This window comes from Citricoccus nitrophenolicus (assembly GCF_047305825.1).
GTDB lineage: Bacteria > Actinomycetota > Actinomycetes > Actinomycetales > Micrococcaceae > Citricoccus > Citricoccus nitrophenolicus.
Genome location: NZ_CP063070.1, coordinates 1403373 through 1426758 on the forward strand (window position 1 = coordinate 1403373; position 23386 = coordinate 1426758).

20 protein-coding genes are annotated in these 23386 nt (G+C 70.0%); 11 read left to right on the top strand and 9 right to left on the bottom strand.

Translation table 11 applies throughout. From position 1 onward, the window contains the following. Positions 1 to 89 precede the first annotated feature (89 nt). Entirely contained in the window at positions 90 to 3764 is a 3675-nt protein-coding gene (locus IMT31_RS06450) for an SNF2-related protein (RefSeq protein WP_413544141.1), read from the bottom strand. A gap of 194 nt (positions 3765 to 3958) precedes the next feature. On the opposite strand from IMT31_RS06450, the gene IMT31_RS06455 reads away from it, so the two are divergent. The 4 genes from IMT31_RS06455 to IMT31_RS06470 all read left to right on the top strand — a co-directional run bounded on the left by IMT31_RS06455 (position 3959) and on the right by IMT31_RS06470 (position 7579). Next, a complete protein-coding gene (locus IMT31_RS06455) occupies positions 3959 to 4291 on the top strand; it encodes a DUF6507 family protein (RefSeq protein WP_345359922.1) in 333 nt (110 codons plus the stop codon). A 2-nt stretch (positions 4292 to 4293) separates the two neighbouring features. Next, positions 4294 to 5697, top strand: coding sequence for a hypothetical protein (locus IMT31_RS06460; RefSeq protein WP_413544142.1), 1404 nt, complete (start codon positions 4294 to 4296; stop codon positions 5695 to 5697). A gap of 101 nt (positions 5698 to 5798) precedes the next feature. Continuing rightward, complete coding sequence (locus tag IMT31_RS06465) at positions 5799 to 6242, top strand: hypothetical protein (protein ID WP_345359916.1); 444 nt, start codon at positions 5799 to 5801, stop codon at positions 6240 to 6242. Further along, positions 6239 to 7579: a hypothetical protein gene (locus IMT31_RS06470; protein WP_413544143.1), complete on the top strand. Its 1341-nt coding sequence runs from the start codon at positions 6239 to 6241 to the stop codon at positions 7577 to 7579. The genes IMT31_RS06465 and IMT31_RS06470 overlap by 4 nt, the downstream gene beginning before the upstream one ends. Here the strand turns inward: IMT31_RS06470 and IMT31_RS06475 are convergent. Further along, entirely contained in the window at positions 7576 to 8940 is a 1365-nt protein-coding gene (locus IMT31_RS06475; RefSeq protein ID WP_413544144.1) for an AI-2E family transporter, read from the bottom strand. The two genes, IMT31_RS06470 and IMT31_RS06475, sit on opposite strands and share 4 nt — an antisense overlap. A gap of 82 nt (positions 8941 to 9022) precedes the next feature. Here IMT31_RS06475 and IMT31_RS06480 point away from each other — a divergent pair, with 82 nt between their 5' ends. Next, positions 9023 to 9616, top strand: coding sequence for a cyclodeaminase/cyclohydrolase family protein (locus tag IMT31_RS06480; protein WP_345359907.1), 594 nt, complete (start codon positions 9023 to 9025; stop codon positions 9614 to 9616). Between the two features lie 44 nt (positions 9617 to 9660). Here IMT31_RS06480 and IMT31_RS06485 read toward each other — a convergent pair whose 3' ends face one another. Beyond that, the gene (locus IMT31_RS06485) at positions 9661 to 11058 is read right to left on the bottom strand and encodes an MFS transporter (protein ID WP_413544145.1); all 1398 of its coding nucleotides are present in this window, start codon (positions 11056 to 11058) and stop codon (positions 9661 to 9663) included. Positions 11059 to 11141: 83 nt separating this feature from the next. On the opposite strand from IMT31_RS06485, the gene IMT31_RS06490 reads away from it, so the two are divergent. Further along, positions 11142 to 11861, top strand: coding sequence for a helix-turn-helix domain-containing protein (locus IMT31_RS06490; RefSeq protein WP_413544146.1), 720 nt, complete (start codon positions 11142 to 11144; stop codon positions 11859 to 11861). Here IMT31_RS06490 and IMT31_RS06495 read toward each other — a convergent pair. The 6 genes from IMT31_RS06495 to IMT31_RS06520 all read right to left on the bottom strand — a co-directional run bounded on the left by IMT31_RS06495 (position 11827) and on the right by IMT31_RS06520 (position 18079). Continuing rightward, positions 11827 to 12546, bottom strand: a complete 720-nt coding sequence (locus IMT31_RS06495) for a DoxX family protein (protein WP_413544147.1) — start codon at positions 12544 to 12546, stop codon at positions 11827 to 11829. The genes IMT31_RS06490 and IMT31_RS06495 overlap by 35 nt on opposite strands. A gap of 184 nt (positions 12547 to 12730) precedes the next feature. After that, the gene (locus IMT31_RS06500; RefSeq protein ID WP_413544148.1) at positions 12731 to 13591 is read right to left on the bottom strand and encodes a serine hydrolase; all 861 of its coding nucleotides are present in this window, start codon (positions 13589 to 13591) and stop codon (positions 12731 to 12733) included. After that, positions 13588 to 14544 (bottom strand): serine hydrolase, encoded by a 957-nt coding sequence (locus tag IMT31_RS06505; RefSeq protein ID WP_413544149.1) that lies wholly within the window; start codon positions 14542 to 14544, stop codon positions 13588 to 13590. Before IMT31_RS06505 ends, IMT31_RS06500 begins: the two co-directional genes overlap by 4 nt. Positions 14545 to 14737: 193 nt before the next feature. Continuing rightward, positions 14738 to 16408, bottom strand: a complete 1671-nt coding sequence (locus tag IMT31_RS06510; RefSeq protein ID WP_345359889.1) for a tripartite tricarboxylate transporter permease — start codon at positions 16406 to 16408, stop codon at positions 14738 to 14740. A 1-nt stretch (position 16409) separates the two neighbouring features. Further along, positions 16410 to 17099, bottom strand: a complete 690-nt coding sequence (locus tag IMT31_RS06515; protein WP_345359886.1) for a tripartite tricarboxylate transporter TctB family protein — start codon at positions 17097 to 17099, stop codon at positions 16410 to 16412. After that, entirely contained in the window at positions 17096 to 18079 is a 984-nt protein-coding gene (locus IMT31_RS06520) for a Bug family tripartite tricarboxylate transporter substrate binding protein (RefSeq protein ID WP_345359883.1), read from the bottom strand. The genes IMT31_RS06515 and IMT31_RS06520 overlap by 4 nt, the downstream gene beginning before the upstream one ends. A 142-nt stretch (positions 18080 to 18221) precedes the next feature. Here IMT31_RS06520 and IMT31_RS06525 point away from each other — a divergent pair, with 142 nt between their 5' ends. From IMT31_RS06525 to IMT31_RS06545, 5 genes are all read left to right on the top strand, one after another. Beyond that, entirely contained in the window at positions 18222 to 19874 is a 1653-nt protein-coding gene (locus IMT31_RS06525; protein ID WP_413544150.1) for an ATP-binding protein, read from the top strand. Next, positions 19871 to 20611, top strand: coding sequence for a response regulator (locus tag IMT31_RS06530; protein ID WP_345359877.1), 741 nt, complete (start codon positions 19871 to 19873; stop codon positions 20609 to 20611). The genes IMT31_RS06525 and IMT31_RS06530 overlap by 4 nt, the downstream gene beginning before the upstream one ends. 107 nt (positions 20612 to 20718) lie before the next feature. Continuing rightward, a complete protein-coding gene (gene tcuA, locus IMT31_RS06535; RefSeq protein WP_413544151.1) occupies positions 20719 to 22242 on the top strand; it encodes an FAD-dependent tricarballylate dehydrogenase TcuA in 1524 nt (507 codons plus the stop codon). Between the two features lie 87 nt (positions 22243 to 22329). Beyond that, a complete protein-coding gene (locus tag IMT31_RS06540; RefSeq protein ID WP_345359871.1) occupies positions 22330 to 22974 on the top strand; it encodes a GntR family transcriptional regulator in 645 nt (214 codons plus the stop codon). Positions 22975 to 23177: 203 nt separating this feature from the next. Further along, positions 23178 to 23369, top strand: coding sequence for a hypothetical protein (locus tag IMT31_RS06545; protein ID WP_345359868.1), 192 nt, complete (start codon positions 23178 to 23180; stop codon positions 23367 to 23369). The last annotated feature ends 17 nt before the right edge of the window (positions 23370 to 23386 follow it).

A 23386-nucleotide genomic window follows, 5' to 3' on the forward strand; every position in this document is an offset into this window, starting at 1 on the left:
CCCACACGGACACTCGGGCAGTCGTCACCCCGCCAGCCGGCCACACGGGCAGTCGTCACCCCGCCAGCCGGCCACACGGGCAGCCGGCGTCAGTCGTCCTCAGGGGTGAACAGCTCGCGCACGTCATCGGCGGTGATGGTGGAGGAGAAGGCGGCGTCACCGTCCGTCAGCGAGCTGAACAGTGCGGCCTTCTTCTGCTGCAGTGCCAGCACCTTCTCCTCGATGGTGCCCTCGGCCACCATGCGGTACACCATGACGGTGCGGTCCTGACCGATCCGGTGTGCACGGTCCACGGCCTGTGCCTCGGTGGCGGGGTTCCACCACGGATCCAGCAGGAACACGTAGTCGGCCTCGGTCAGGGTCAGGCCGAAGCCGCCGGCCTTGAGGCTGATGAGGAAGGCCGGCGCCGTCCCGGTCTTGAACTCCTCGATCACCATCGAGCGGTTCCGCGTGGACCCGTCCAGGTAGGCGAAGGCCACCCCGCGGTCCGCCAGGGCATCGCCGACCCGCGTGAGGAAGGAGGTGAACTGGCTGAAGATGATGACCCGATGCCCCTCGGAGACGATCTCCTCGAGCTGGCCCATGAGTGCCTCCATCTTGGAGGACGGCACGGCCGCGTACTTCTCATCCACGATCGCCGGGTCCAGGGCCAGCATGCGCAGCAGCGTCAGCGACTTGAAGATGACGAAGCGGTTCTCCTCCATGTTCTCCAGCAGCCCGAGGACCTTGCGCCGCTCGCGCTGCAGCACCTGATCGTAGAGCCGCCGGTGCTTCGGGACGAGCTCCACGTGGCTGACCTGCTCCTGCTTCGGCGGCAGGTCCGAGGCCACCAGGTCCTTGGTCCGCCGCAGCATGAACGGCCGGATCCTACGCCGCAGCCGGGCCATCCGCTCTGCGGCGAAGCGGCGGCCGTCCTCGGAGGCATCCGGCGATTCGATGGGCTTGGTGTATTCGGCGCGGAAGACCGTGGGCGAGGGGAACAGACCCGAGGCGGTCAGGGAGAGCAGCGCCCACAGATCGGACAATGAGTTCTCCATGGGGGTGCCCGTGATGGCCAGCCGGAACGGGGCCTGGATGGCCTTGGCCGCCTGATGCGCCTTGGCGGTCCGGTTCTTCACGAACTGCGCCTCGTCCAGCACCAGCCCGTCCCACTCCAGCTCCGTGTACTGATCCGAGTCCAGGCGCAGCAGGGTGTAGCTCGTGACCACCACGTCAGCCCCGGCCACTTCGGCGGCCACCCGCGTCCCCCGCTTGGCCGAGGTGGCGTCCAGCACGCGCAGGTCCAGCCCTGGCGCGAAGCGCTCGGCCTCCTCCTTCCAGACGGAGAGGACCGACGACGGCGCCACCACCAGGAACGGTGGCGCCACCTGGGGTGCGGGCTCGGGCTCGCCGTGGAGCTGCGCGTCCGGGGCGGTCATGGCCTCGTGGATGTGCTCGCTGCCACCGGGCTCACTCAGCTGGCGTGCCCTCAGGATCAGGGCCAGCGTCTGGACGGTCTTGCCCAGTCCCATGTCGTCAGCCAGGATCCCGCCGAGTCCGTGGTCGTAGAGGAAGGACAGCCAGGCGAAGCCCTCGAGCTGATACGGACGCAAGGTGGCGTCCAGGCCTGCCGGCACGGCCGGCGTCGTGATCTCGGAGAGGTTCTTGAGCGCCCCCACGGACTCGCGCCAGGCCACCGCCTCCTCCGACTCGTGGGCGAGGTCCTCGAACTCCTCCCACAGGGCCACGTCATACTTGCTGATCCTCGGCTCGTCCGGCTTCCACTCCCCCATGGCCTCGGCCTCGGAGATGAGTTCCCGCAGCCGGTTCAGTCCCGGGTTGTCGAGGGAGAAGTAGGTGCCGTCGTTGAGCAGGAGGGTCTTCTTGCCCTGCGCCAGGGCCTTGAACACGGAGGTGAAGGGGATCAGTTGGCCGTTGACGGTGATCTCGAAGCCGAGGTCGAACCAGTCATTGTCCTGAGGGTTGGCGGCCTGGACCTGCGTGACGCGGACCTGGGGATCGTCCGTCAGTTCCCGGTAGTCCGGGCGCTTGCCATGCTCCACCACCCTGACGTGGTCCAGCTTGTCCAACTCCGGCAACACGTATTCCACGAACCGGGCGGTGTCCGCCCCGTGCAGGTGGGTGTCCCGGATGTAACCGGGCAGTACGGCCACCCCGTCCGTGGCCTCCTCCGCCGTGGCGCGGATCGATTCCAGCACCGCATCCTCGTGCTCGATGTCCCGGTCCACGTCCACCCCGCGGGCTCGTCCGCTGTACCCGGTGGGCGACCATCCGCCGCGGGTGTGGGAGCGCCGGTGCTCCACGGGCAGCTCGCGCTTGGGGCCCCAGTACAGCCAGGACCATTCCAGGACGGTCTCGTGGTGGCGGCGGTGGGCCACGGAGAGCTGCAGCTGGGGTGCCGGGACCTCAGGGAAGGTCACCGTACCGTCCGCACTGTCCACGGGCAGGATGCGGGACAACCGTGGGTAGACGTCGTAGAAGAACTCCTCGGACTCCGCCTTCGGGATCCGCAGGGGCTCGGGCTGGGCGAGCAGGTCCAGCACGGCCCTGGGGACGGTCTCGGCGGCCGGGACGAGCGTCAGCCGCACCGGGGCCAGGCGCCGCGAGGAGTCGCTGAGCACCTCGGTGGCCACGAACCCGCCGGTGCCGGCTGCCCGAGCCGCGGGGACCTCCTGCCCTCCGGACTCCACCACCGGTGTGACGGCCAGGTCCTCCTCCGGGCCGCTCACGTCCAGGCGGACGGTGCCGGGTGCGGTGAGGACCACCTCGCTGACGATCCCCTGACCCACGAACTCCACGCCGGCCTGGTGCGCGCGGACCAGCAGCTGCCAGGCTGCCGGGCCCGTGAGGGTGTCCAGTCGGATGGTCTCATCGGTGCCGTAGCCGTGGGAGGGCGGCCGTTCGGCCAGGTGGAGGCGGTAGAGCTGGCCGAGCAGCTCCACCTGGTCCGGGCGCAACTGGTGGCGCAGCCCCCCGTACTGGAACTTCTTCCAGGTCAGTCCGCCCTTGATCCAGTTGTCCCGGGTCCCCTGACGCAGTGGCCGCAGCTGCACGTGCAGCGCGGCCCCCTCCTGGACGTCCGCCACGGTGGCCTCACCGGCACCCCAGCGCCGGCGCATCTGGCTGCGCGGCTCGGCCAACAGCTCCACCCCGAGCCCCACCGAGGCCTCGGCGTGCGGCTCCTCCTGGTGGCCGGTGAGCTCGCCGAGCACCGTGCGCCAATCGGCCGGCTGCTGGCCGGCGCCGGAACCGTTGGAGCCCCCGGGAGAGGAGGTCACCACGCCGTCCGTGAAGCGCTCCACCTCGCCCCAGCCCTGCGGCCCCGGTGGCGTGGGAGCGGCGTCAGGATCGAACATCCCGCCCGGTCCCATGGATCCTGGGCCGTCAGGCCCGCGGAGGTGTTCGCGGATGGCCTGCGTGGTGGCGGCGTAGAGGAGCGCGGCAGCGTGCTTGCAGTCATTGCGGACCGGGCAGCTGCACCCGCCCCGCAAGGGGGTCCAGTGCCGGGGCAGGGACGCCGAGGGGGCTTTGCCGGGTACCAGGAGCACGAAGGTCTCGTAGGGCAGCGGATCGTTGCCCTGCACCTGCCCGAACAGGGTGGAAGGAGACCTGTCCGTGGAGGCCGCACCGTCCGTGGGTTCCCAGATGAGCCCGGTGACGGCACCCTGCCGCGCATACGCCTTCCCGCGTTCGGCCGCCCTGGAATCGACCAACCGGGAGATGTCCTGGTCGGCGACGTAGGGCAGGGAGGAAGAACCGCGCATCCGACCATCGTTTCACGTCACGCAGACGGCGGGGGCCGCGGTCCACAGGGGCGGTTGGCTGTCAGCCGCCGGGATGGGCAGTTGTCCCCATCGCGGGACCGAGCTGCGTCAGAATATGCTGGTGGACGGCAACGGCGAGCGAGCTGACGGTCCGTGGTCAGCGGTCCAGGGGAGAACAGAGGACAAAGGGCGATATGGCGATCACTGGCTGGACGGTGGACGAGGCGGGCACTCGAGGCGTCATCACCAAGACCTTGGCACCCATTGACGATCTGCCCGGCTGCGCAGACGACATGGTGACCGCATTCAGCGATGCGGCAACGGCCTGTGACCATGTGGCGATCGGCTCCATGCTGGACACCGTGCTGCAGACCTTCGTGAGCCCGCTCTACGACGCCTCCTACAACGCCGGCAACTACGTCCTGGCCAAGTTGGAGGAGGCCGTGCGCGCCTACGTCGACTCCGACGAGCAGATGGGCGCGGACGCCTTGGCCTCCATGGATGACATCCCGAGGGGTGAGGACTGAGCATGACGGTCTACACCGGTGCCCTGCCGGAGAAGCTCCCGGACACCGCGGCCATCACGGCGGCCGCCGAGGACATCATCACCCAGGCAGAGAACGCCAGCACCTTGGTCGACGACGCTCAGACGGAGTTGTCCGGCGTCGGGAGCGTATTCGACACCCCTGATACCGCGACGGTGGAATCGGCGATGAACACGCTCGTCAAGCCCTTCACCGACGACATCACCACGTCGATCGGCCCGGTCACCACGGGGCTGGACAATTTCGCCTCGGACATCGAAAATCTCAAGGCTCGCTACGATCGGGTCCGGGAGGACGTCTCCGAGCACAACGACTGGCAGCGGCCTCCGGCAGATGATCCCCACCGGGACACCTATGACCTCCAGGAGTCGAACCTCCAGGCCGAGGTCCAGGCCGTGGGGAGCCTGTACGACGAGGCTGTGGAACGGTGCGAGAAGAAGGTCCGGGACGGCACCCCCTCTCCGGTCCCGGGGTTCCCCCTCTCCGCCGGCGTCACCTTCGGCGTCGGGGCCGGCGTGACGGCCACCGAGACGTGGTTCAAGTCCAAGGTGAAGTTCGTGCGGGTCCGCAACGGTCGGATCAACCTCCAGGTGTCCCAGCCCATCCCGCGCACCGGTCACAAGATCTCCACGAAGGTCATGTCCAAGCTGGGCATGCCGGATTCGTATGTCAACAAGTACGCGAACCTCTTCGACCCGGAGACTGGGAAGAGGATGTCGATCGGCGACTGGGACCGTGCCATGGAGAAGGTGGACCCCAAGTCCGCCCTGGGCATGCTGTTCGCCCGCAGCCCGTGGCTGAAGCGGCGCTTCGAGAACGCCCACGTCAGCGTCGAACGCACGAACCTCCCGAAGGGCAAGGTCAACGCCAACGGCTCCGCGCGCATCATCGCGGAGGACCCCAAGGGAGTCCCGCCCAAGGCCCACGGGAAGAATCGGAACAAGACCCTCAAGCACACCGACGCGGGCAAGTGGGGCAAGGCGGCGAACGCCGCGAAATGGGGCGGGCGTGGGCTGGGTGCCCTCGGTTTCGCCGGCTCTGCCATGGACGGATACAACAATTCCGTCGAGCGCAATCCCGCGGCGAGCACGGCCGAACACGCCACGAATGCGGCCATCGACGCCACCATCGAGACCGGTGCCAGCGCCGTGGGTGCCAAGGTGGGCGGCGCGATCGGCCGTTCGGCCGGTGCTGCGATCGGGCAGGCCATCATCCCGATCCCCGGTGTCGGAGCAGCCGTGGGTGCTGTGGCCGGCGGCTTCCTCGGCAACGTCGCCGGCGGTTTCATCGGCGGACAGGTCGGCAAGGGCATCAACGCCCTCCGGCACAGTGACGGAGACTCGTTCGGTGAGAAGGCCAAGGACTTCGTGGGAGGCTTGTTCTCGTGAGGGCCAGCCTCCCGGAAGCTTCTCGTTCCATCATGACGTGGAGCCGAAACCATGGGATGGGCCCACCGGACCACAGAGGACGAACGAGTGGAGTGTAGGCGTTGAACGAGGACGACCTGGTGGAGAACGACGCCTTCATGTCCGTGGTGACCTGGTTGCTCCAGTACGGCCTCATCCTCCTCGGCGCTGCCATCACCATCGCCGGAGTGCTGGCGTGGTCCGGCCGCTGGCGTTCATGGGCGAGGCCGAAGAACTTCGGCGCGCTCACGCGGGTCCCCACCAGATACACCCTGGGGCTGGCCTTCCTGGGCCCCGGGATCATCTTCATCAGCCTCGGAATCCTTGCCGACCTGGGAATCGTCCCCGGATCGGACGGCGTCTACGACGTGATCGGTGCAGCACTCATCTTCGTCAGCCTGATCGGGGTGTTCTGGTGGCCGGCCGCGCTGACACCGCGGTGGTACCGAGACTGGCTGGCGTGGGGCGGGCCCCTGGAGACGGACCCCTGGCCCGATGACAGGGAACGAGCGGAAGGACGGCGTTGAGCGAATCAGCAGGTCCCGGCGAGACACCCGGAGACGCTGTCAGGGGGCGGCAGAATGTCCTGGCCCTCGACGTCCCGCCACGTATGACGGCGATCGTGGACGAGAGCGAGGACCCGTTGCCGGTGGAGCTGATGGCCGCCGTCAACACGCGTGAGGGTTACACCCCCACGCTCGTGGCCACGGTCTTCGGCTACGAGGGCGGCCAGCCCCTCTTCACCCGATCGGCATTGGAGGGTCTGGAGCGCGATCTCGTGTCCCCGCACATCATCGGGGTGGCTGACTGGGAGCCTCCCGCCTCCTGGAATGCGCCGGAGACCGGCTGCGTCATCGACTACACCCAGATCACGGGCGAGGACGAGCAACTCGTCTTCGGACGTGACTACCTGGCGGTGGCCCAGGGGTGGGCCGTCCAGGTCACCACCACCTCCACCCCACAGGACCGGTTCATCATGGACGCCCTCCTCGAGGAGGGCATCCGTGGGCTGTCCATCCTGCGCACCCCGACCACCCAGGACGCCGTCACGGTCCTCGCGGGTCCGGTCCCGCTGGGGACCTCGGCCACAGGGCACCAGAACCGCATCGACCTGGGGCCATGGCGGGAGCGCGCCGCGTGGACACGGCCGGAAGCCGTGAGCCTGCAGCCGGCCTCCCTGGAGGTCCTGGCGTCCATGGATCTCGACGAGCCCGTCCTCCCGGACGACGCTGACCTGCTCCGGGACCTGACGGGGGCAGGACTCCTCGGGCCCGGCGGCCTGTCCGGCGACGCCCTCTTCCTCTCGGAGGTCCTGCAGGTGGCCGACGCCGGGCTCTCGGTGACCATGTACCGGGACGGACGCCAATCGGCCCTGACCTGTGCCATGTTCGGGGAGACCACCGCCGTGCTGTGGGGGCCCAGCTACGGCCAGCTCGCCTATGGCCATCCGGGGGAGGCCTCGGAGCGCCGTTCGGGTGCAGCCGTCATTCCCACGGCAGAACTCAGTTCGACCGTGTGTGGATGGCTCGGACTCGGCCCAGCGTGGACCGACGACGAGTCCCCCGTGCTGACCTCACCCGACCTGGTGGACCGCATCGTGTCTGGCGATACGGTCGACCTCGAGGCGTTCGGCCCGAACGCGTCACTGTACTTGTGGCACATCAACACCTGGGCGGGCGAGCGGTCCCTGGACGATGCCTTCGCCCTCAATGCCGGTCCACGGGGACACTTCCAGGTCCGGGCGGACACGGCGATGGCCGACTCGATCGTGCTGTGGCCCGCCGACTCGTCCTGGGTCGCCCGGATGATCGAGGACCGGGTGCAGGCCGCCTACTTCGACCGTCCGGTCACCCTGGACGCCTAGTGGCCCTGGGCTTCGCCTGATTCCCGACGACGGCCGGCCGGCTCGGCCTGCCCGGTCCCGGAGTGCCCGATCCCGGAGTGTCCGGGCGTGCCCGACGCCACCGTGGCCTCGCCTGCCGCCTGCGACGCGGGGCTCTCCACCGGCTCCGCCGGCGCGGCCACCGCACCGGCTGACGGATCTCCGGGACCGGCTGGGGCCGCCGTCGCCGCTGTGCCCGCTGAGTCCGCTGTGTCCGCTCTGGCCTTGGCCATCCGCGCCTCCAGGCCCTTCAGGTCCGAGGCGATGAAGGAGTTGATCCAGCGCGACTGCGGATCGGCGTCGATCATGATGGCCTTCAGCAGCAGGGTGGCGGGCAGGGCGAGGATGGCACCGAGGGGGCCGAGGATCCACGCCCAGAACAGCAGGGACAGGAAGGAGACGGTGGGGATCACTCCCACCGACTCACCCGTGAACTTGGGTTGGATGACCGCCTGGATGACGAAGTTCAACACGGAGTAGGCGGCGATGACCGCGATGAACGCGCCCCAGCCGCCCTCCACCAGGCCGAGCAGGGCGGGCGGGACCATGCCGATGATGAAACCGACGTTGGGGATGTAGTTCGTCAGGAAGCTCAGCACGCCCCACACCCAGATCATGGGTACGCCGATGATGGCAAGGGCCGCCACGTCCAGCACCGCCACGATCAGTCCGAAGACGGTGGTGACGATCCAGTAGCGGCCCACCCCTTCCGCGAAGGCGCTCAGCGCCGTGCCGAGCTCGTACTTGGCGGTGTTCAGCAGGGCCATCCGGCGGTCCACGGCCACGGAGTCCATGGCCAGGAAGAACACGGTCATGACCACGGTGGCCAGCAGGCCCAGGATCGCGGTGACATTGGACAGCAGTGCGGTGACGATCCCGGTGGCGGTGGACACCACGGTGGACATGTTCAGCCCGGACAGCTGCTCCAGCATCATGTCCGGGGTGACGCCGAAGCTGCCCACCCATGTGATCATGCTGTTGTAGATCTCGTTGAATTGCTGCGCGTACTGGGGCAGGGCCAGCACCAGCTCGGAGGCGGACCACAGGACCAGGGCCATGAACACCAGCAGCACCACCACCACCACGGCCACCGTGACCGTGGCCCCGAGGAAGCGGTGCACTCCCTGGCGGATCAGCCAGGCCTGCAGCGGGTAGGCGATGATCACCAGGTTCAGCCCGAGGAACACCGGGCCCACGATGGTCTGCAGCCCCTGCACGAACTGCAGCGCGATCACCAGGCCTGCCAGGCTCAGCACGATCACCAGGAATCGCGGCATGAGGCGGTGCGAGCTCGGGTCGGGGGCCATGCCGGGGTTCCGGCTCTCGGCTGCTGCGGTATCCACGTCCGAGAGTCTACGGCCGGGCCTGGACACAATACCCTCCGGGACCACCCTGAAATGCCCCGGAGACGGCTAGCCTCGGAACATGATTCGCCACGAGACAATCCAGGACTACGTGGAACGGCTGGCCTCCGGCAAGCCCACCCCCGGCGGCGGTGCGACCGGGGCCCTGCTGCTGGCCCAGGGCGCCGGGCTGCTGGCCATGGCTGCCCGGTTCAGTGACCACGAGGAGCTCGCCCGCCGGGCTGCCGCCCTCGCCTCCCACGCCCTCTCCGTGTCCGATGACGACGAGCAGGCCTTCGCCGGCGTGGCCGAGGCCTTCGGCCTGCCTCAGGACACGGACGGTCAGCAACAGGAACGGTCTGAGCGCATCCAGCAGGAGACGGCGGCTGCGGCCGGTCCTCCGCAGGCGCTGGTCGCCGGTGGCCGGGAGGCGTTGACCATCGCCGAGGAGGTCCTCGCGGACTGCAGAGCGACCGTGCTCAGTGACGTGGGCGCCGGCACGGCCGCCGTGCGGGGCACGCTGATCGCGGCGGCGCTGACCCTGGAGACGGACCTGGCGCCCCTGAAGGACGAGCAGGTCCGGGCCCGCATCCGCCGAGACATCGAGGAGGCGGGTGCCCTGGTCGCGCGTGCGGACGAGATCATCGACCGGGTCCGCGAGCGTATCCGGCGGTAGTCGCGGCACCGGCCCGTCGGTACTCGGCGGCAGGCGGGCAGCTGTCACCTCAACCCCGGTCCCCCACCAACGACGCCGGCCCGCAGCACCCGCTGGACGGTGCGGTCCGCGGGGCGCATGTCGCCACCGGTGCCCCCTGCCCTCCGGCCCGGGATGGCGAGCACGGCGTAGAGCACGGCGAGGCCGAGCAGCGCGGCGGCACCGACGAAGACCACCGGCAGGCCGAACTGCTCGCCCACGAATCCGCCGGACAGGGCACCCAGGGGCATGAGTCCGAAGGCCATCGTGCTCGTGGCCCCATTGACACGTCCCAGCAGCCGGTTGGGGGTGAGGCGCTGCATCAGGGTCATGACCAGCACGTTGCCGGTCATATTGCAGAAGCCACAGAGGAACCATGCGGCCAGGAGCACGTCGAGGCGTGGGGCCAGCACCGGCAGGATGAGCAGCGGGACCTGCGCCATCCACCCGGTCAGCATGAGCGGCACCTCGGGCAGCCTGTTCCTCAGGGGCTCGATCGCCAGGCTTGCCAGGATGGCCCCGGCCGCCATCGCCACCATGGTCAGCGGGTACTGCCCCGCGGTGAGCCCGATCGCCGAGCCCGGCCCGACCACCCAGAGGATGAACACCGCCATATAGGCCGCGGACGCCAGGTTGGCCACGGAGGCCATGATGGCGACCGGCCGCAACATCGGATGCCCGAACAGGAAGGCCAGCCCCTGGCGGATCTCTCGCAGTGCGCCGGTGCGCTCCGCGAGCTGCGTGCCGGCAGGGGGCGCCTCGCTCTCAGCAGCGGTTCCCGGCAGGCCGTCCCCGGGTCGAAACCGTCCGGTCAGTCCGAGGGCCAGCAGCAGCACCACCGCCACGCCCACGGCGGCTGCTGCGCCGAACAGCCAGCCGGCACCGGCCACCACGAGCACCCCGCCCACGGGCCGTCCGATGAAGTCGTCGAACACCCGCTCGGACGCCATGGTGCGCCCATTCGCGGAGGCCAGCCGGGAGCTGGGCACCAGCTGGGGCACGATCGCCCGGGCGGAGAGGTCCACGAGCACCTCGAGGCCCCCGTACAGGCCCATGAAGACGACCAGCAGGACCAGGGTCAGGTGTCCGGTGGCGGCGAGCACCGCCATGACGCCCAACAGGGCCACGCGCACCGCGGTGGCACTGAGCCGCACGATCCGCCGGTCCAGGCGGTCCACCAGAACCCCGGAGGCGAGTCCGAACAGCAGCCACGGCAGCCAGAACATGGTCGAGATCCAGGCGATCTCCTGCGGGGACCGGGTCAGCGAGACGGCCAGGAGCGGGACGCCCACCAGCACCATGCCGTCCACGAGGTTGGACAGGGCCACGGAGGACAGGTGCACGTGGAAGGGCCGGCCCAGCCGTTCCGGGGCCGAGGGCGCTCCGGCGGAGTGACCCGGCGTGGCAGGGGTGGTGCGCAACATGGTCGCCGCCTTCGTAGACTGTTGCCAAGAGGTGTATGCAGAGATTTCTCTGCAACAATGTCTATGCAAAGGTATCTCTGCACATGTCCGATGACAAGACCCCCGCACCTGTGGCACGCCAGAATCCCGGAGAACCGCCGGTGCCGGCCAGCCCCGTACCCCCGGTGATCGCCGAGCGGTCCATGGACGCCCAGACCATGAAGGCCTTCGCCCACCCCCTGCGGATGGCGATGTACTCACGGCTGACGGACGTGGGCTCGGCCACCGCCACGTCCCTGGCCAGGCATCTGCAGGAGAGCACCGGCCAGACCAGTTACCACCTGCGTCAACTGGAGAAGCACGGACTCGTGGAGGAGGATCCCGACCGGGGCACGGGCCGGGAGCGCTGGTGGAAGCCGCTCGGCTACCGCATGCATGTGGAGGAACTGGGCCAGGACGCGGCGAACCTACAGGTCATGCACTCGGTGCTGCACGAGGGGCTGCGCCACCGCATGGAGACCATCACCAGTTACCTGGACGCCGCGCCCACCGAGCCGCGGGAGTGGGTGGACGCCTCCGTGGACACCACCACCACCATGACCATGACCCTCGAACAGGAGCGCACCCTGGGCGAGGAGCTCCTGCAGGTCATCGAGCGCCACCGGAAGGCGCTGGGCCCCTCCGGGAAGGCCCCGGCCGAGAGCCCCGAGTCCCGCCGGGTGAGGCTCTACCTCAGCCTGTTCCCCCTGGTCGACGAGGAGGACACCCAGGGGGCCGATGACGGCGGGACTAGCGGCGGCGGACCAGGAGCTGGTCGAGGCTGAACCGGCCTGGCCCCACGACGGCCAGCACCAACGCGCCCACCCCGAGCCCCGCGGCCAGCTCCCAGCCGCCGTCCGCGGCGAAGATCCCGTTGCCCAGGTGCGCGAACACGATGGCGCCGGCGAGGATCACGGCGGCGAGCAGGCCGGCGATCGGGGTGAGCAGGCCCAGGATCAGCAGGGCACCGCCACCCAGCTCCACGGCCATGGTGAGCACCGCGACGGCCTCCGGCAGGGGAATGCCCATCGCCCCGAAGCCCTCCGCCGTGGCGGACACCCCCTGGTCCACCTTCTGCAGCCCGTGGGCCACCAGGATGACCCCGAGGACCACTCGCGCCACGAGCAGCACTGAGTCACGTACCAGTTGGGGCATGGGGATCACGTTCCGCTCGGGATCCGCCGCCTCGGCCGACTCGGCTGGCCCCACGGACTCGACGGTCTCGCGGTCCGGCTCCCTCCCCGGCCCCTGCCCCGGGCCCGGAAAGGACGTGGACGTGGACGTGGTCGCGGCCCCCGCAGGACGGCGGCGCAGCGGCCCACCGCCAGCCTCGGCCCACTCCAGCCCGCGGGGCTCGGTGTGGCCCCCACGGGCCGCGAGCGCCTCGGCGGCCCGCTGCTCGGGGGATTTCACCTCGGGCGCGTGGGTCTCGGACGGGCGGGTCTCCGTGAGTCGGGCGTAGCTGGGCATGGTTTCGACCGTCCCGCCTCAGGGCCCTCTGCGTCAAACGGATTCGCCGCGTTGGAGTGGATGCTCAGAGGACTGACAGCCCGCGCCAAGGCGGCTGGATTCGTGCGGCCGCGTTCAGACGACCCAGTTCAGACGGCCCAGTTCTGGCAGCCCAGTTCAGACGGCCCAGTTCTGGCAGCCCGGTTCAGGCGGCGAGATCCTGCCAGACGGACAGCCCGGCGGTGCCCAGTGCCGTGGAGGCCTGTAGTGGTGACTCACGGTGATCCGCCGGGAGGAAGGCGGCCACCACGGCACCGGGCAGCACCAGGACCGAGGCCCAGCCGCGCAGCCCTTCGCCGCCAGCAGCTCCGGCGACTCCGACGGCTCGGGCAACTCCGGCGCCTCCGGTGCCCTCGATCAGCTCCCCACCGGCCACCGTCTCATGGGGCACGGTGCGCGGGCCGAAGCCCGGCAGCCCGCTGGCCAGCCCGGCGGGCTCGAAGGCAGCGCCCATCCACGCGAGCACCGGTTCGGGCAGGGCAGAGAGCAGGGTGCAGAGGTCGTCCGGGGTGGTCCACCCGGTCAGCCCCTCGCCCCAACTGGCGCCGGCATCCGCCTCCACACCCGAGAGCTCGGTGTCCAGGAGTCCCCACGCGGCCACCAGGGAACGGGCCTCGGACTCCATATCATGCCCCCGGTCCCGGAGGAACTCCAGCACGGCAAGCACACACATCGCATCCCCGGTGCCGACCACCAGGGCCATGGCGTCTGACAGGGTCAGCACCAGGTCCCCGGACATCAGCCGCAGCGTGCCGGTCCGCGCACCGGCCCGGTGACGGTCGGTGAGCCTCAGCCGCTCCCCGAGCAGGGCTGCGTCCCGCTCGGCCAGGCGGGCCACCGTGCAGGCCAGCACCAGCTTCCCGGTACCGGACAGCGGATGGCGAGCGCCGGCGTCGTGCCCCTGCCGTTGACCGTCCGCGGTCCGGACGGCGAACCGCAGGTGCGGGTACACGGCGGGAAGCTCCGCGAGCGGCATCGAACGGACGGCCGGCAGCGGGCGGCTCATGCGGTCACCACCGGAGCGGCCCAGTCCTCCACGGCCCGCCCGAACTCGGCGAAGGCGGCGAACACGGCGTTGCGGCCGGGAACCCCGTCCGGCATGGCGGTGGGGATGGCCTCGGCGTAGACGGCCACGGCGGCCAGCGGCTCCCCACCCGCCCCGAGGGCCAGCCCCACCTGGGACAGCGAGCGCAGGCCTCGGCCGTTCTTCTCGGCGAATCCGATGCGGGTGGTGGCGGCACCCAGCCGTGGCGTGTGGAGGCCGCGCATCAGCTCGATGGCGCGCCGGCAGTCCGCGGGGGTCAGCTGGAGCCGGGCCGCGGCCTCCAGTGCGCCCGTTCCGCCGGCGCCACGGCCGAGCATGACGAGCAGCCGGGCCTGGTCCACGGCGGTGGTGACGGTGAGCCCATCGAGGGAGTGGTGCCAGGCCAGTCCGCCGGTGCGTGGGAAGACCTCACGGTGCAGGGTGGAGCGCATGCCGGCCCAGGCGCAGTAGTCGTTGACGAACTGCAGGGCGTCCTGCGGCAGGTCCTCCACGGCAGTGCCGATGGCCTCGAAGACCAGCTGGGTGCAGATGTTGTCCGAGGTGCACATCATCTGCACCAGGCAGTCATCCAGCGTGAGCTCGAGGCCCGGGGCGAGATGGCGCAGGATCCCGGCCTGCACGCCCTCGCGGTGCTCCGCGGTGACGGTCAGGAGCCGCTGAGGGTCCAGCCGCCCGGCGCGGGCCAGCGCCAGGGCGGCACACAGGATGCTGACCTTGCGCGTGGAGAAGGAGGGGAGGACGACGTCGGCCCCGCGGGTGATGCCGCCCGCCTCGCCGGGCGCGGCAGTCGGCGCGGTCTGTTCCACGGCGTAGTGCAGGGCGAACGGGACGGAATCAGCCAGGGCCGCCAGTCGGCGCTCCAGCTCCTGCCGTTCCTGCACAGTCCGTGACACGGGCGGTTCAAAGGCGTCCACGCACCGACCCTACGTCAGCGCCGCAGCGAGTGCCCCGGTTCACGACCCGGCTGACGTCCTGACGACCGGAGAACCACCTCCCCGGGCGTGGTGGCACCCCCTCCCCTGGTTACGATCACGCTCGTGGTCGAGAATCGCCGATGGACCCACCCGCGATCGTGATCGTAACCCTGGGGCGAGGGCCCTCTCTCTGCTACACCCTGCCGCCGGTGTCCGGGGCCCCCACGGCCTCTGGGGTCTCGGGCGTGCTGGACGAGGGGCCACCATCCTGGTCCCACGGATCGCTGAAGGCGGTGCCGCCACCGCCGTCCCCACCGGAGCCACCACGTCCACCGGAGCCGGTGCCGCCGGCAGCCTCAGCGGCCTTGAGGCGGCGGTGGCGCAGGTGCTGCAGGCCACTGACCGCCAGGGCCAGGACCAACACGGTGTACAGGATGATGGTCACGGGACTCGAGACCAGGACGGAGGCATCCCCCTCGGCCACGGTCAGGGCGCGGCGCAACTCGGTCTCGGCCAACGGCCCGAGCACCACGGCGATCAGCACGGGCGCCAGCGGGAACTGGTACCGGCGCATCACGAAGCCGAGGAGCCCCACGGCCAGCAGCACCCAGAGGTCCAGGGTGGCCGAGCTGATGGCGTAGACCCCCAGCATGGACAGCACCGTGATGCCCGCGTAGAGGTAGTGACGCGGGATGAGCAGCAGCTTGGCCCACAGCACGGCGAACTGCATGTTCAGGATGACCAGGACCACCAGGCCGATGAACAGGGAGGCCAGCAGGGTCCAGACCAGTTCACCACTGCGCTCGAAGAGCAACGGTCCGGGCTGCATCCCGTACTGCTGGAACGCGGCCAGCATGATGGCGGCCGTGGCCGAGGTCGGCAGGCCGAGGGCGAGCAGTGCGCCCATGGCGGTGCCGGCCGTCGCATTGCCGGCGGCCTCGGGCGCGGCCACGCCCTTGATGGAGCCGGTGGAGCCGAACTCGGTGTCCCCGCGGCGCTTCGCCAACCGCTTCTCGGTCCCGTAGGCCAGGAAGGTGGGCACCTCGGCGCCGCCGGCGGGGATGATGCCGAAGGGCACGCCGAAGGCGGTCCCCCGCAGCCAGGCCGGCAGGGCCTTGCGCACGTCTGCACGCTCCAGCCGGGCCCGGCCCCGGGTCATGATGCGGTCCGAGTCCGGGTCGCGGTGGATCCTCCCGGCGATGTGCAGGACCTCACCCAGGGCCAGCAGCCCCACCGTGATGACCACGATCGAGATGCCGTCGAACAACTGCGGCATGCCCAGGGTGTACCGCACGGTGCCGGAGGGGCCATCCACGCCCACCATGGCCAGCACCAGCCCGATGGCCAGCGCCCCCAGTCCCTTGACCACGGACTCGGAGACCACGGAGGAGATCGCCAGGAAGGCGAACACGGCCAGGGCGAAGTACTCGGCCGGACCGAAGGCGGTGGCCATCTTCACCAGGACGGGAGCGAAGAACACCACCAGGGTGGTGGCGATCAGCCCGCCGACGAAGGCGCCCACAGCTGCGGTGGCCAGGGCCTTGGCGGCCCGGCCGTCCTTGGCCATCCGGTGGCCTTCGAAGGAGCCGGCAATCGCCGCCGAGTTGCCGGGGGTGTTCAACAGGATGCCGGCGGTGGAGTCGCCGAAGAGGCCGCCGAAGTAGACGCCCGCGAACATGATGAACGCGGCGGTGGGGTCCAGGGTGAAGGTGATGGGCAACAGCAGCGCCACCGCCATCGAGGAGCCCAGCCCGGGCAGCACGCCCACGGCGGTGCCCAACAGAGCACCGATCAGCACCCAGAGCAGGTTGATCGGGGTGAGGGCGGCACCGAAGCCCTCCATCAACAGGTTCAACTGGTCCATCTCAGATCAGTCCTTCCAGGAAACCGCCGGGCAGGTTCAGCCCCAGGCCGGCGTTGAACGCCAGCTGAATGACAGAGGAGAACACCAGCGAGATGATGAGGTCGAAGACCGGGCGGGTACTGCCCAGGGCTTTGCAGACCACCCAGAACAGGCCGGCCGCGGAGAACACCCAGCCGAGCACGGGCAGCACGAGAATGAATGCGGCCACCCCACCCACCACGAGCCCCACGGTCTTCCAGTCGGTGTAGGTCTTCCAGTTCTTCGGCAGCGTGGCCTCCGGCGTGCGGCCGGCGATCCGTTCGCGGCCACGCTCCGAGGCGTGGGCCAGGTCCCCGAGCAGGTCCGAGGACCAGTCCGCATTGTCGGCCTCATCGGTGGGATCCGGCAGCCGGGGCTGACGCAGGATCTGGATCGCGTGGACCAGTGCCACGGCGAACAGCACGATGCAGACGATGGTCGGGAAGAACTGGGGACCCGGGACGGAATCGCCCATCACATTCATGGTGGCCGTCTCGATGGCCAGCCAGGTGGCCAGGCCAGCGACCAGCAGCGGCATGATCAGCTCGCTGCGCCCGGCCCAGAACCCTGAGGACGAGGTCCCCGAGGTGCCCGACGACGGCCGGGGCGGTTCCGCAGTCCCGCTGGCGGGTGCTGCCCCTGAAGCGGGGGTGATGGTCTGCTGCTCGTTCACAGTCCGAGTCCTTCCACGATGTCTTCGGTACGGGTGATCTCGGACTCGAGGAACGCGTCGAACTCGTCGCCGACCATGTAGCTGTCCGTCCAGGAGTTGCGCTCGAGGGCGTCCTGCCAGTGCTCGGTCTGGCGGTACTCGTCCACGATCTCCAGCAGTTCCGCGCGGTCCTGCTCGGACACCCCGGGGGCTGCGGCCAGTCCGCGCCAGTTGGCCATGGAGGCGTCCACGCCCTGCTCCTTGAAGGTCGGCACGTCCACTCCGGGCAGGCGCTCTTCGGAGGAGACGGCCAGTGCCCGCAGGTTCCCCGCCTCGATCTGGTCGGCCACCTCGTTGTAGCCGGACATCCCCGCCGCCGTGGTGCCGGAGAGCATGGAGGTCAGGGCCTCGCCACCGCCGGAGTAGGCGATGTAGTTGGTCTCGGCCGGGTCGATCCCCACCTTCTCGGCCACGAGGCCCGTGAGCAGGTGGTCGATGGATCCGAGGGACCCGCCGGAGATGGACGTGCCACCCGGGTCCTTCTTCCACGCCTCGACGAAGTCATCCAGGGTCTCGTAGGGCGAGTCCGCGGGGACCACGAGGGCCGCGAAGTCGTCCGCCAGGCGGACCAGCGGATCGACGTCCTCCATGGACACCCCGGAATCCGCCAGTTCCACGGCACCGACCATGACGCCGCCGGTGACCATCAGCATGTCCGAACGGCCCTCCATCTGGGCGAACTGACCCAGGCCGATGGTGCCGCCGGCTCCGGGGACATTGACCACCTGGACGTTGTTGGAGATGCCCTCGGACTTGATGGCCTGCTGGGACTCGCGGGCGAACCCGTCCCAACCGCCGCCGGGTGAGGCCGGGGCCATCAGCACCAGCTTGGACCGGGCCGTGGCCTCGCCACCATCCGAGGCGGCGTTGACCAGGGCCAGCCCGACGACCCCGGCCGCGGCCACGCCGAGGACGGTCTTCGTGAATGTGCGTGAACTCATTGTCTTTCGTTACCTTTGGTGGAGGTTCAGGCCCGCTGTTGTTGGTGGACCGGTGCTCCACGGTGGCAGAGTTGTGATCCACGGCACAGCCGAATTCCGGTTGTGGTCATAAGGGCCAGTTAAGAAAGTTCTGACAACGACGATGCGCAGACCGACCAGGCACAGACCGGCCTCCCGCCGGGGTCGCCGATGGCGACTGCTGACCCTGCAGGTGGCGATCGTGCTGCTGACGGTGCTGGCCGTGGCTGCGATCGTGCTGCGCTTCGAAGACCTCCGCACCCGCGATCTGGCCTTCGAGGAGGTCCACACCGTGGCCACGGAGATCGCTGAGAACCCGGACGTGGTCACCTCCGTGAACGCGCCAGATGCAGCGGAGCAGATCCAGCCGATCGCGCACCTCGCCGAGCGGGTGGCCGGCGTGGAGTTCGTGGTGGTGGTGAACCGCGAGGGCCTGCGGGTGGCCCACCCCGATCCGGACGAGATCGGGGAACCGGTCTCCTCCGACCACGGTCCGATCCGCGGCGGGGAGACGTTTCGCGGCACCGAGGAGGGGCCCCTCGGGGTGTCCCTGCGCTCCAAGGTGCCGATCTGGGATGAGGGCACCGTGGTGGGCACCGTCTCAGTGGGCATGCTGCAGAGTGAGATCCGAGGGGACCTGCTCGAGGTGGTGCTCGGCTTCGCACCCTGGGTCCTGCTGGCCGCCGGCCTCGGGACCGCCGGCGCGGCCTGGGCTTCCCGCTACGTGCGCACGAGGATCTACGGGGCCGATCCCGAGGAGATGTCCGCCCTCCACCAGTCCCGCGAGGCCCTGCTGCACAGCGTGGGTGACGGCGTGGTGGGCGTGGACGAGGAGGGCCGGATCATCCTCATCAATGACGAGGCCTCCCGTCTGCTCTCCGTGGACCACCTCGTCCAGGGCCAGTTGGCCGCCGAGGTCCTCGATCCGGACCTGGCCGCCCTCCTGGTGGCTCCTGCTGATTCGGAGGACGCGGCGGCAGGCGAGCACGCCGAGCGGACCACGTTCGCCTTGGCCGGCGAGCGCATCCTCCTGGCGCGGGTGCGCCCCATCCGAGCTGGGGGTCGGGACCGGGGGCAGACCCTCACGGTGCAGGATCGCACCGAGCTGGAGGCCAATCTGCGGGAGTTGGAGGGGCATCGCAGCCTGACCGAGACCCTGCGGTCCCAGACCCACGAGTTCTCGAACCGGCTCCATGTGATCTCCGGGCTGCTGTCCCTGGGCGAGGCCGGTGAGGCACAGGACTACCTCCGCAGCCTGACGGGGCTCTCCGGTGCCCCGTTTCAGCATGACCTGTCCGACGCCTCCCTGTCCGCGCTGGTCGGTGCCAAGTCCGTGGTGGCCCGGGAGGCCGGCGTCGGGCTGTCCCTGGCCCAGGAGTGCGCGGTGGATCCGGCCTGGCGGGCGGATGACGACGCACTCACCGTGGTGGCCAATCTGCTGACCAACGCGATCGAGGCGGCCGGCGACGGCGGGTCCGTGGTCCTGGACGTGACCGCCGGAGTTGGGGGCTTCGCCGTGGTGGTGGACGATTCCGGCCCGGGCGTGGACCCGGCCTCGGCGCAGCGCCTGTTCCGCTGGGGCACATCCACCAAGGAGGATGGAACGGGCGCGGCACAGCCGGCGGGCGGCCGCGGAGTCGGGCTCGCCCTGGTGGACAGGATTGCCCGACGGCGGCACGGTCGCGTCAGCGTGGCGGTGTCACCGCAGGGCGGTGCCAGGTTCCGGGCCGAGTGGCCCGGTCAGGAGACACCAGAACCAACGGAGGCAGCACAGTGATCAAGACGCTCGTGGTGGACGATGACTTCGCGGTGGCACGGATGCACCGGCGCTTCGTGGAGGCACTCGAGGGCTTCGAGGTGGTCGGGGTACTGGAACGCGGGGCGCCCGTGACGGAGTTCCTCGCCGAACACGAGGTGGACCTTGTGCTGCTGGACGTGCACCTGCCGGACCGCAACGGCGTGGAGGTGCTCCAGGACCTGCGCTCCACCGGGCATGATGTCGCCGTGGTCATGGTGACCGCCGCCAGCGAACGGGATACCGTGCGGCGTGCCGTGGGCCTCGGCGTGGACGGCTATCTGGTCAAACCCTTCTCCCGCGAGGACTTCAATGCCCGGCTCCAGGAGATCGCCGCACTGGTCCAGTCCGCCGAGGGCACCGACCCGGACCTGCGGGAACTGGAACAGGCCGAGATCGATCAGCTGGTCCGCAGCGCCACCGGGCGGGCCCCGGAGAGTGCGCCCGGTGACCCCTCCGGCCCCGCGGAACAGCACGTGCCGGAGCGGCTGCCGAAGGGCTTCTCCGCCCCGACCCTCCAGCTGGTGGCCGCCGCCCTGCAGGAGGCCGGGGCCGGCGTCGACCTCTCGGCGCGCGAGGTGGCCGGGTCCTGCGGGGTCTCCCGGGTCAGTGCCCGGCGATACCTTGAGTTCCTCACCACCCAGGGTCTGGCCGAACTGCGGCCGCGCTACGGTGCCGCCGGCCGCCCCGAGCACCGCTACCTCTGGACGGGCGGCTGACCCACTGCCCCACTGCCGAACCGGACCTTGACACCCTTGTGCACGGCTGTATACATTCGTGCACAACAGACGACGGCGGCGAGACGCGCCACGACCGGAAGGCCCCCATGACATCCTCCGCACCCGAGAACACCCGCGAGGGCCAGCACGCCCCGGACGGTCAGCACCCCTTGGACGCCGACGTGATCGTGGTCGGCGGCGGCAACGCAGCCTTCACCGCCGCCCACGCCGCCGCCGAGCGCGGCCGGAAGGTGCTGCTGCTGGAGAAGGCCCCGCAGGATGCCTTCGGCGGCAACAGCTACTACACCGCGGGCGCCACCCGGATTGCCCACAGCGGCCTCGAGGACCTGGCCGACTTCATCGAACCGGACGAGCGTCACGCCGCCACCGAGGTCCCCCCGTACTCCGCCGCGGACTACACCGCGGACCTGGAACGCGTCACGGACGGACGCAATGACCCGGAGCTGACCGAGGTCCTCGTGAGTGAGGCGGCCCCCAACCTGAGGTGGCTGAAGAAGCTGGGGTTGAAGTACCGGCTGATGTACGAACGCCAGGCCTACCAGCGCGAGGACGGCAGCTACCTGTTCTGGGGCGGACTGCACGTCGGCAACGTGGGTGGCGGCGAGGGCCTCATGCATGACCACGTCCGGGTGGCCGCCGAGCTGGGCACCGAGGTCCGCTTCGGACAGGACGTGACGGGGCTGCTCGTGGAGGACGCCACGGTCACCGGCGTCACGGTGCGCCAGGAGGACGGCACCGTCCACGAGCTGCGCGCCGAGTCCGTCATCCTCGGAGCCGGCGGTTTCGAGTCGAGCGCCGAGTGGCGCCGCGAACACCTCGGCGAGGGCTGGGAGAACGCCAAGGTCCGGGGCACCCCCTACAACAACGGGGACATGATCGCCGCGGCCCTGCAGATCGGCGCCGCCAAGGGCGGGCACTGGTCCACCTGCCACTCCACCCAGTGGGACGCCTTCACCCCGGACAACGAGTCCAACCGCGAGCTGACCAACCGCCTGACCCGCCAGTCCTATCCGCTGGGGATCATCGTGAACAGCCAGGGTCAGCGGTTCGTGGACGAGGGCGAGGACTTCCGCAACTACACCTACGCCAAGTTCGGTCGCGAGATCCTGAAGCAGCCCGGCTCGGTGGCCTACCAGATCTTCGATGCACCCCTGCGGTCCATGCTGCGCACCGAGGAGTATGACATGCCGGGCATCACCGTGTCCCAGGCGGACACCCTGGAGGAGCTGGCGGAGCAGATCGGCGTGGATCCCGCCGCGATGACCGAGACCGTCCGTGACTACAACGCCGCCATCGACACCTCGATCCCCTGGGACCCGACCGTCAAGGACGGCCGCCGCGCGGAGACCACCCCGGTCAAGTCCAACTGGGCCACCCCCCTGACCGAAGGCCCCTTCTACGCCTACGCCGTCACCTGTGGGATCACCTTCACCTTCGGCGGCCTGAAGTCGGACACCCACGGCCGCGTTCTGGACGCAGAGGGCTCCCCCATCGACGGTCTGTACGTGTGCGGGGAGATGCTCGGCGGACTGTTCGCCGGCAACTATCCCGGTGGCTCCGGCCTCGCGGCCGGCGTCGTCTTCGGCCGACGCGCCGGTACGCTGGCCTGACAGCGCCAGGCGACCGGCCGGCGTCGGGCACGGGGTTCTCCCGGCGGTCCGGCACCGGCCGGCGTGGCTGACCAGGAAGGGACACCAGTGGCAGGCAAGGTCGACGCCGCATCGATGCACGGCGAGCTCAAGGCGGAGATCCTGCGCGGCGAGCACTCCCCCGGCACCCCCTTCCGCGAGGTGGCCCTGGCCGAACGCTTCGGCGTCTCCAGGACCCCGGTCCGCGAGGCGTTGGGCCGACTCCAGCAGGAGGGACTGCTCGAGCGCGGCACCCGAGGGCTCCAGGTGCGCAGCCTGGACCCGGAACAGCTCATGCAGGTCTACGACCTGCGCATCCTGCTCGAGGGCCAGGCCGCTGAGGAGGCCGCGGCTGCCCGCACCGAGATCGACCTCGTCCGCCTGAACGGCCTCCTGGCTCGGGACCGCGCACTCCAGTCCCCGGACAACGGCACCCGACTGCGCACCAACATCGAGTTCCACGAGGCACTGTGGGCGGCCACCCGCAACCCCGTGCTGCAGGACCTGCTGGACCGGCTGGCCACCCATCAGGTCCATGCCCCCACCTCCACCCTGACCACCCCGGGACGGTGGGAACAGTCCCTGGCCGAGCACGCGGCGCTCCTCGACCACCTCCGCGAACGGGACGGCGCCGCCGCCCGCGAGGCCATGCGCGCCCACATGGGCACGGCCCGTCAGTTACGCCTGGAGATGCTCAGCCGCGCCCTGGGATGAGCGGGTCCAAAGGCATCGCCGCCAGCGTTCTGCACTCAGCTCTTCGGGACGCCGACCAGGGCGTTCTGGGACCGAGAGACTCTGAATAATTCGCCGTCGGCGTGTCGCCCGGCGTGGCGGTTTCCAACGGCGCAATTCCTCGGTAGTGTCCTGCCCGATGCCCGCTCTGGGCAGACCCGGAATCCCCTCATTTGGAGGACATCATGTCCACTCCGCTGTCACTTTCCCTGCCCGAAACCGCGTCCATGTCCGTGGTCCCGGCCACCACTCGGGCCACCACCCCGGCCGCCACGCCGCCGACCACCGAACAGGTCACCTACTGGTCCGTTCTGGGCGTCGTCTCCATCGCCGCCGCCGCCGGAATCTTCGAGGTCATCCTCCACTTCGCCGGGTAGGATCCCTCGCCCGCCGG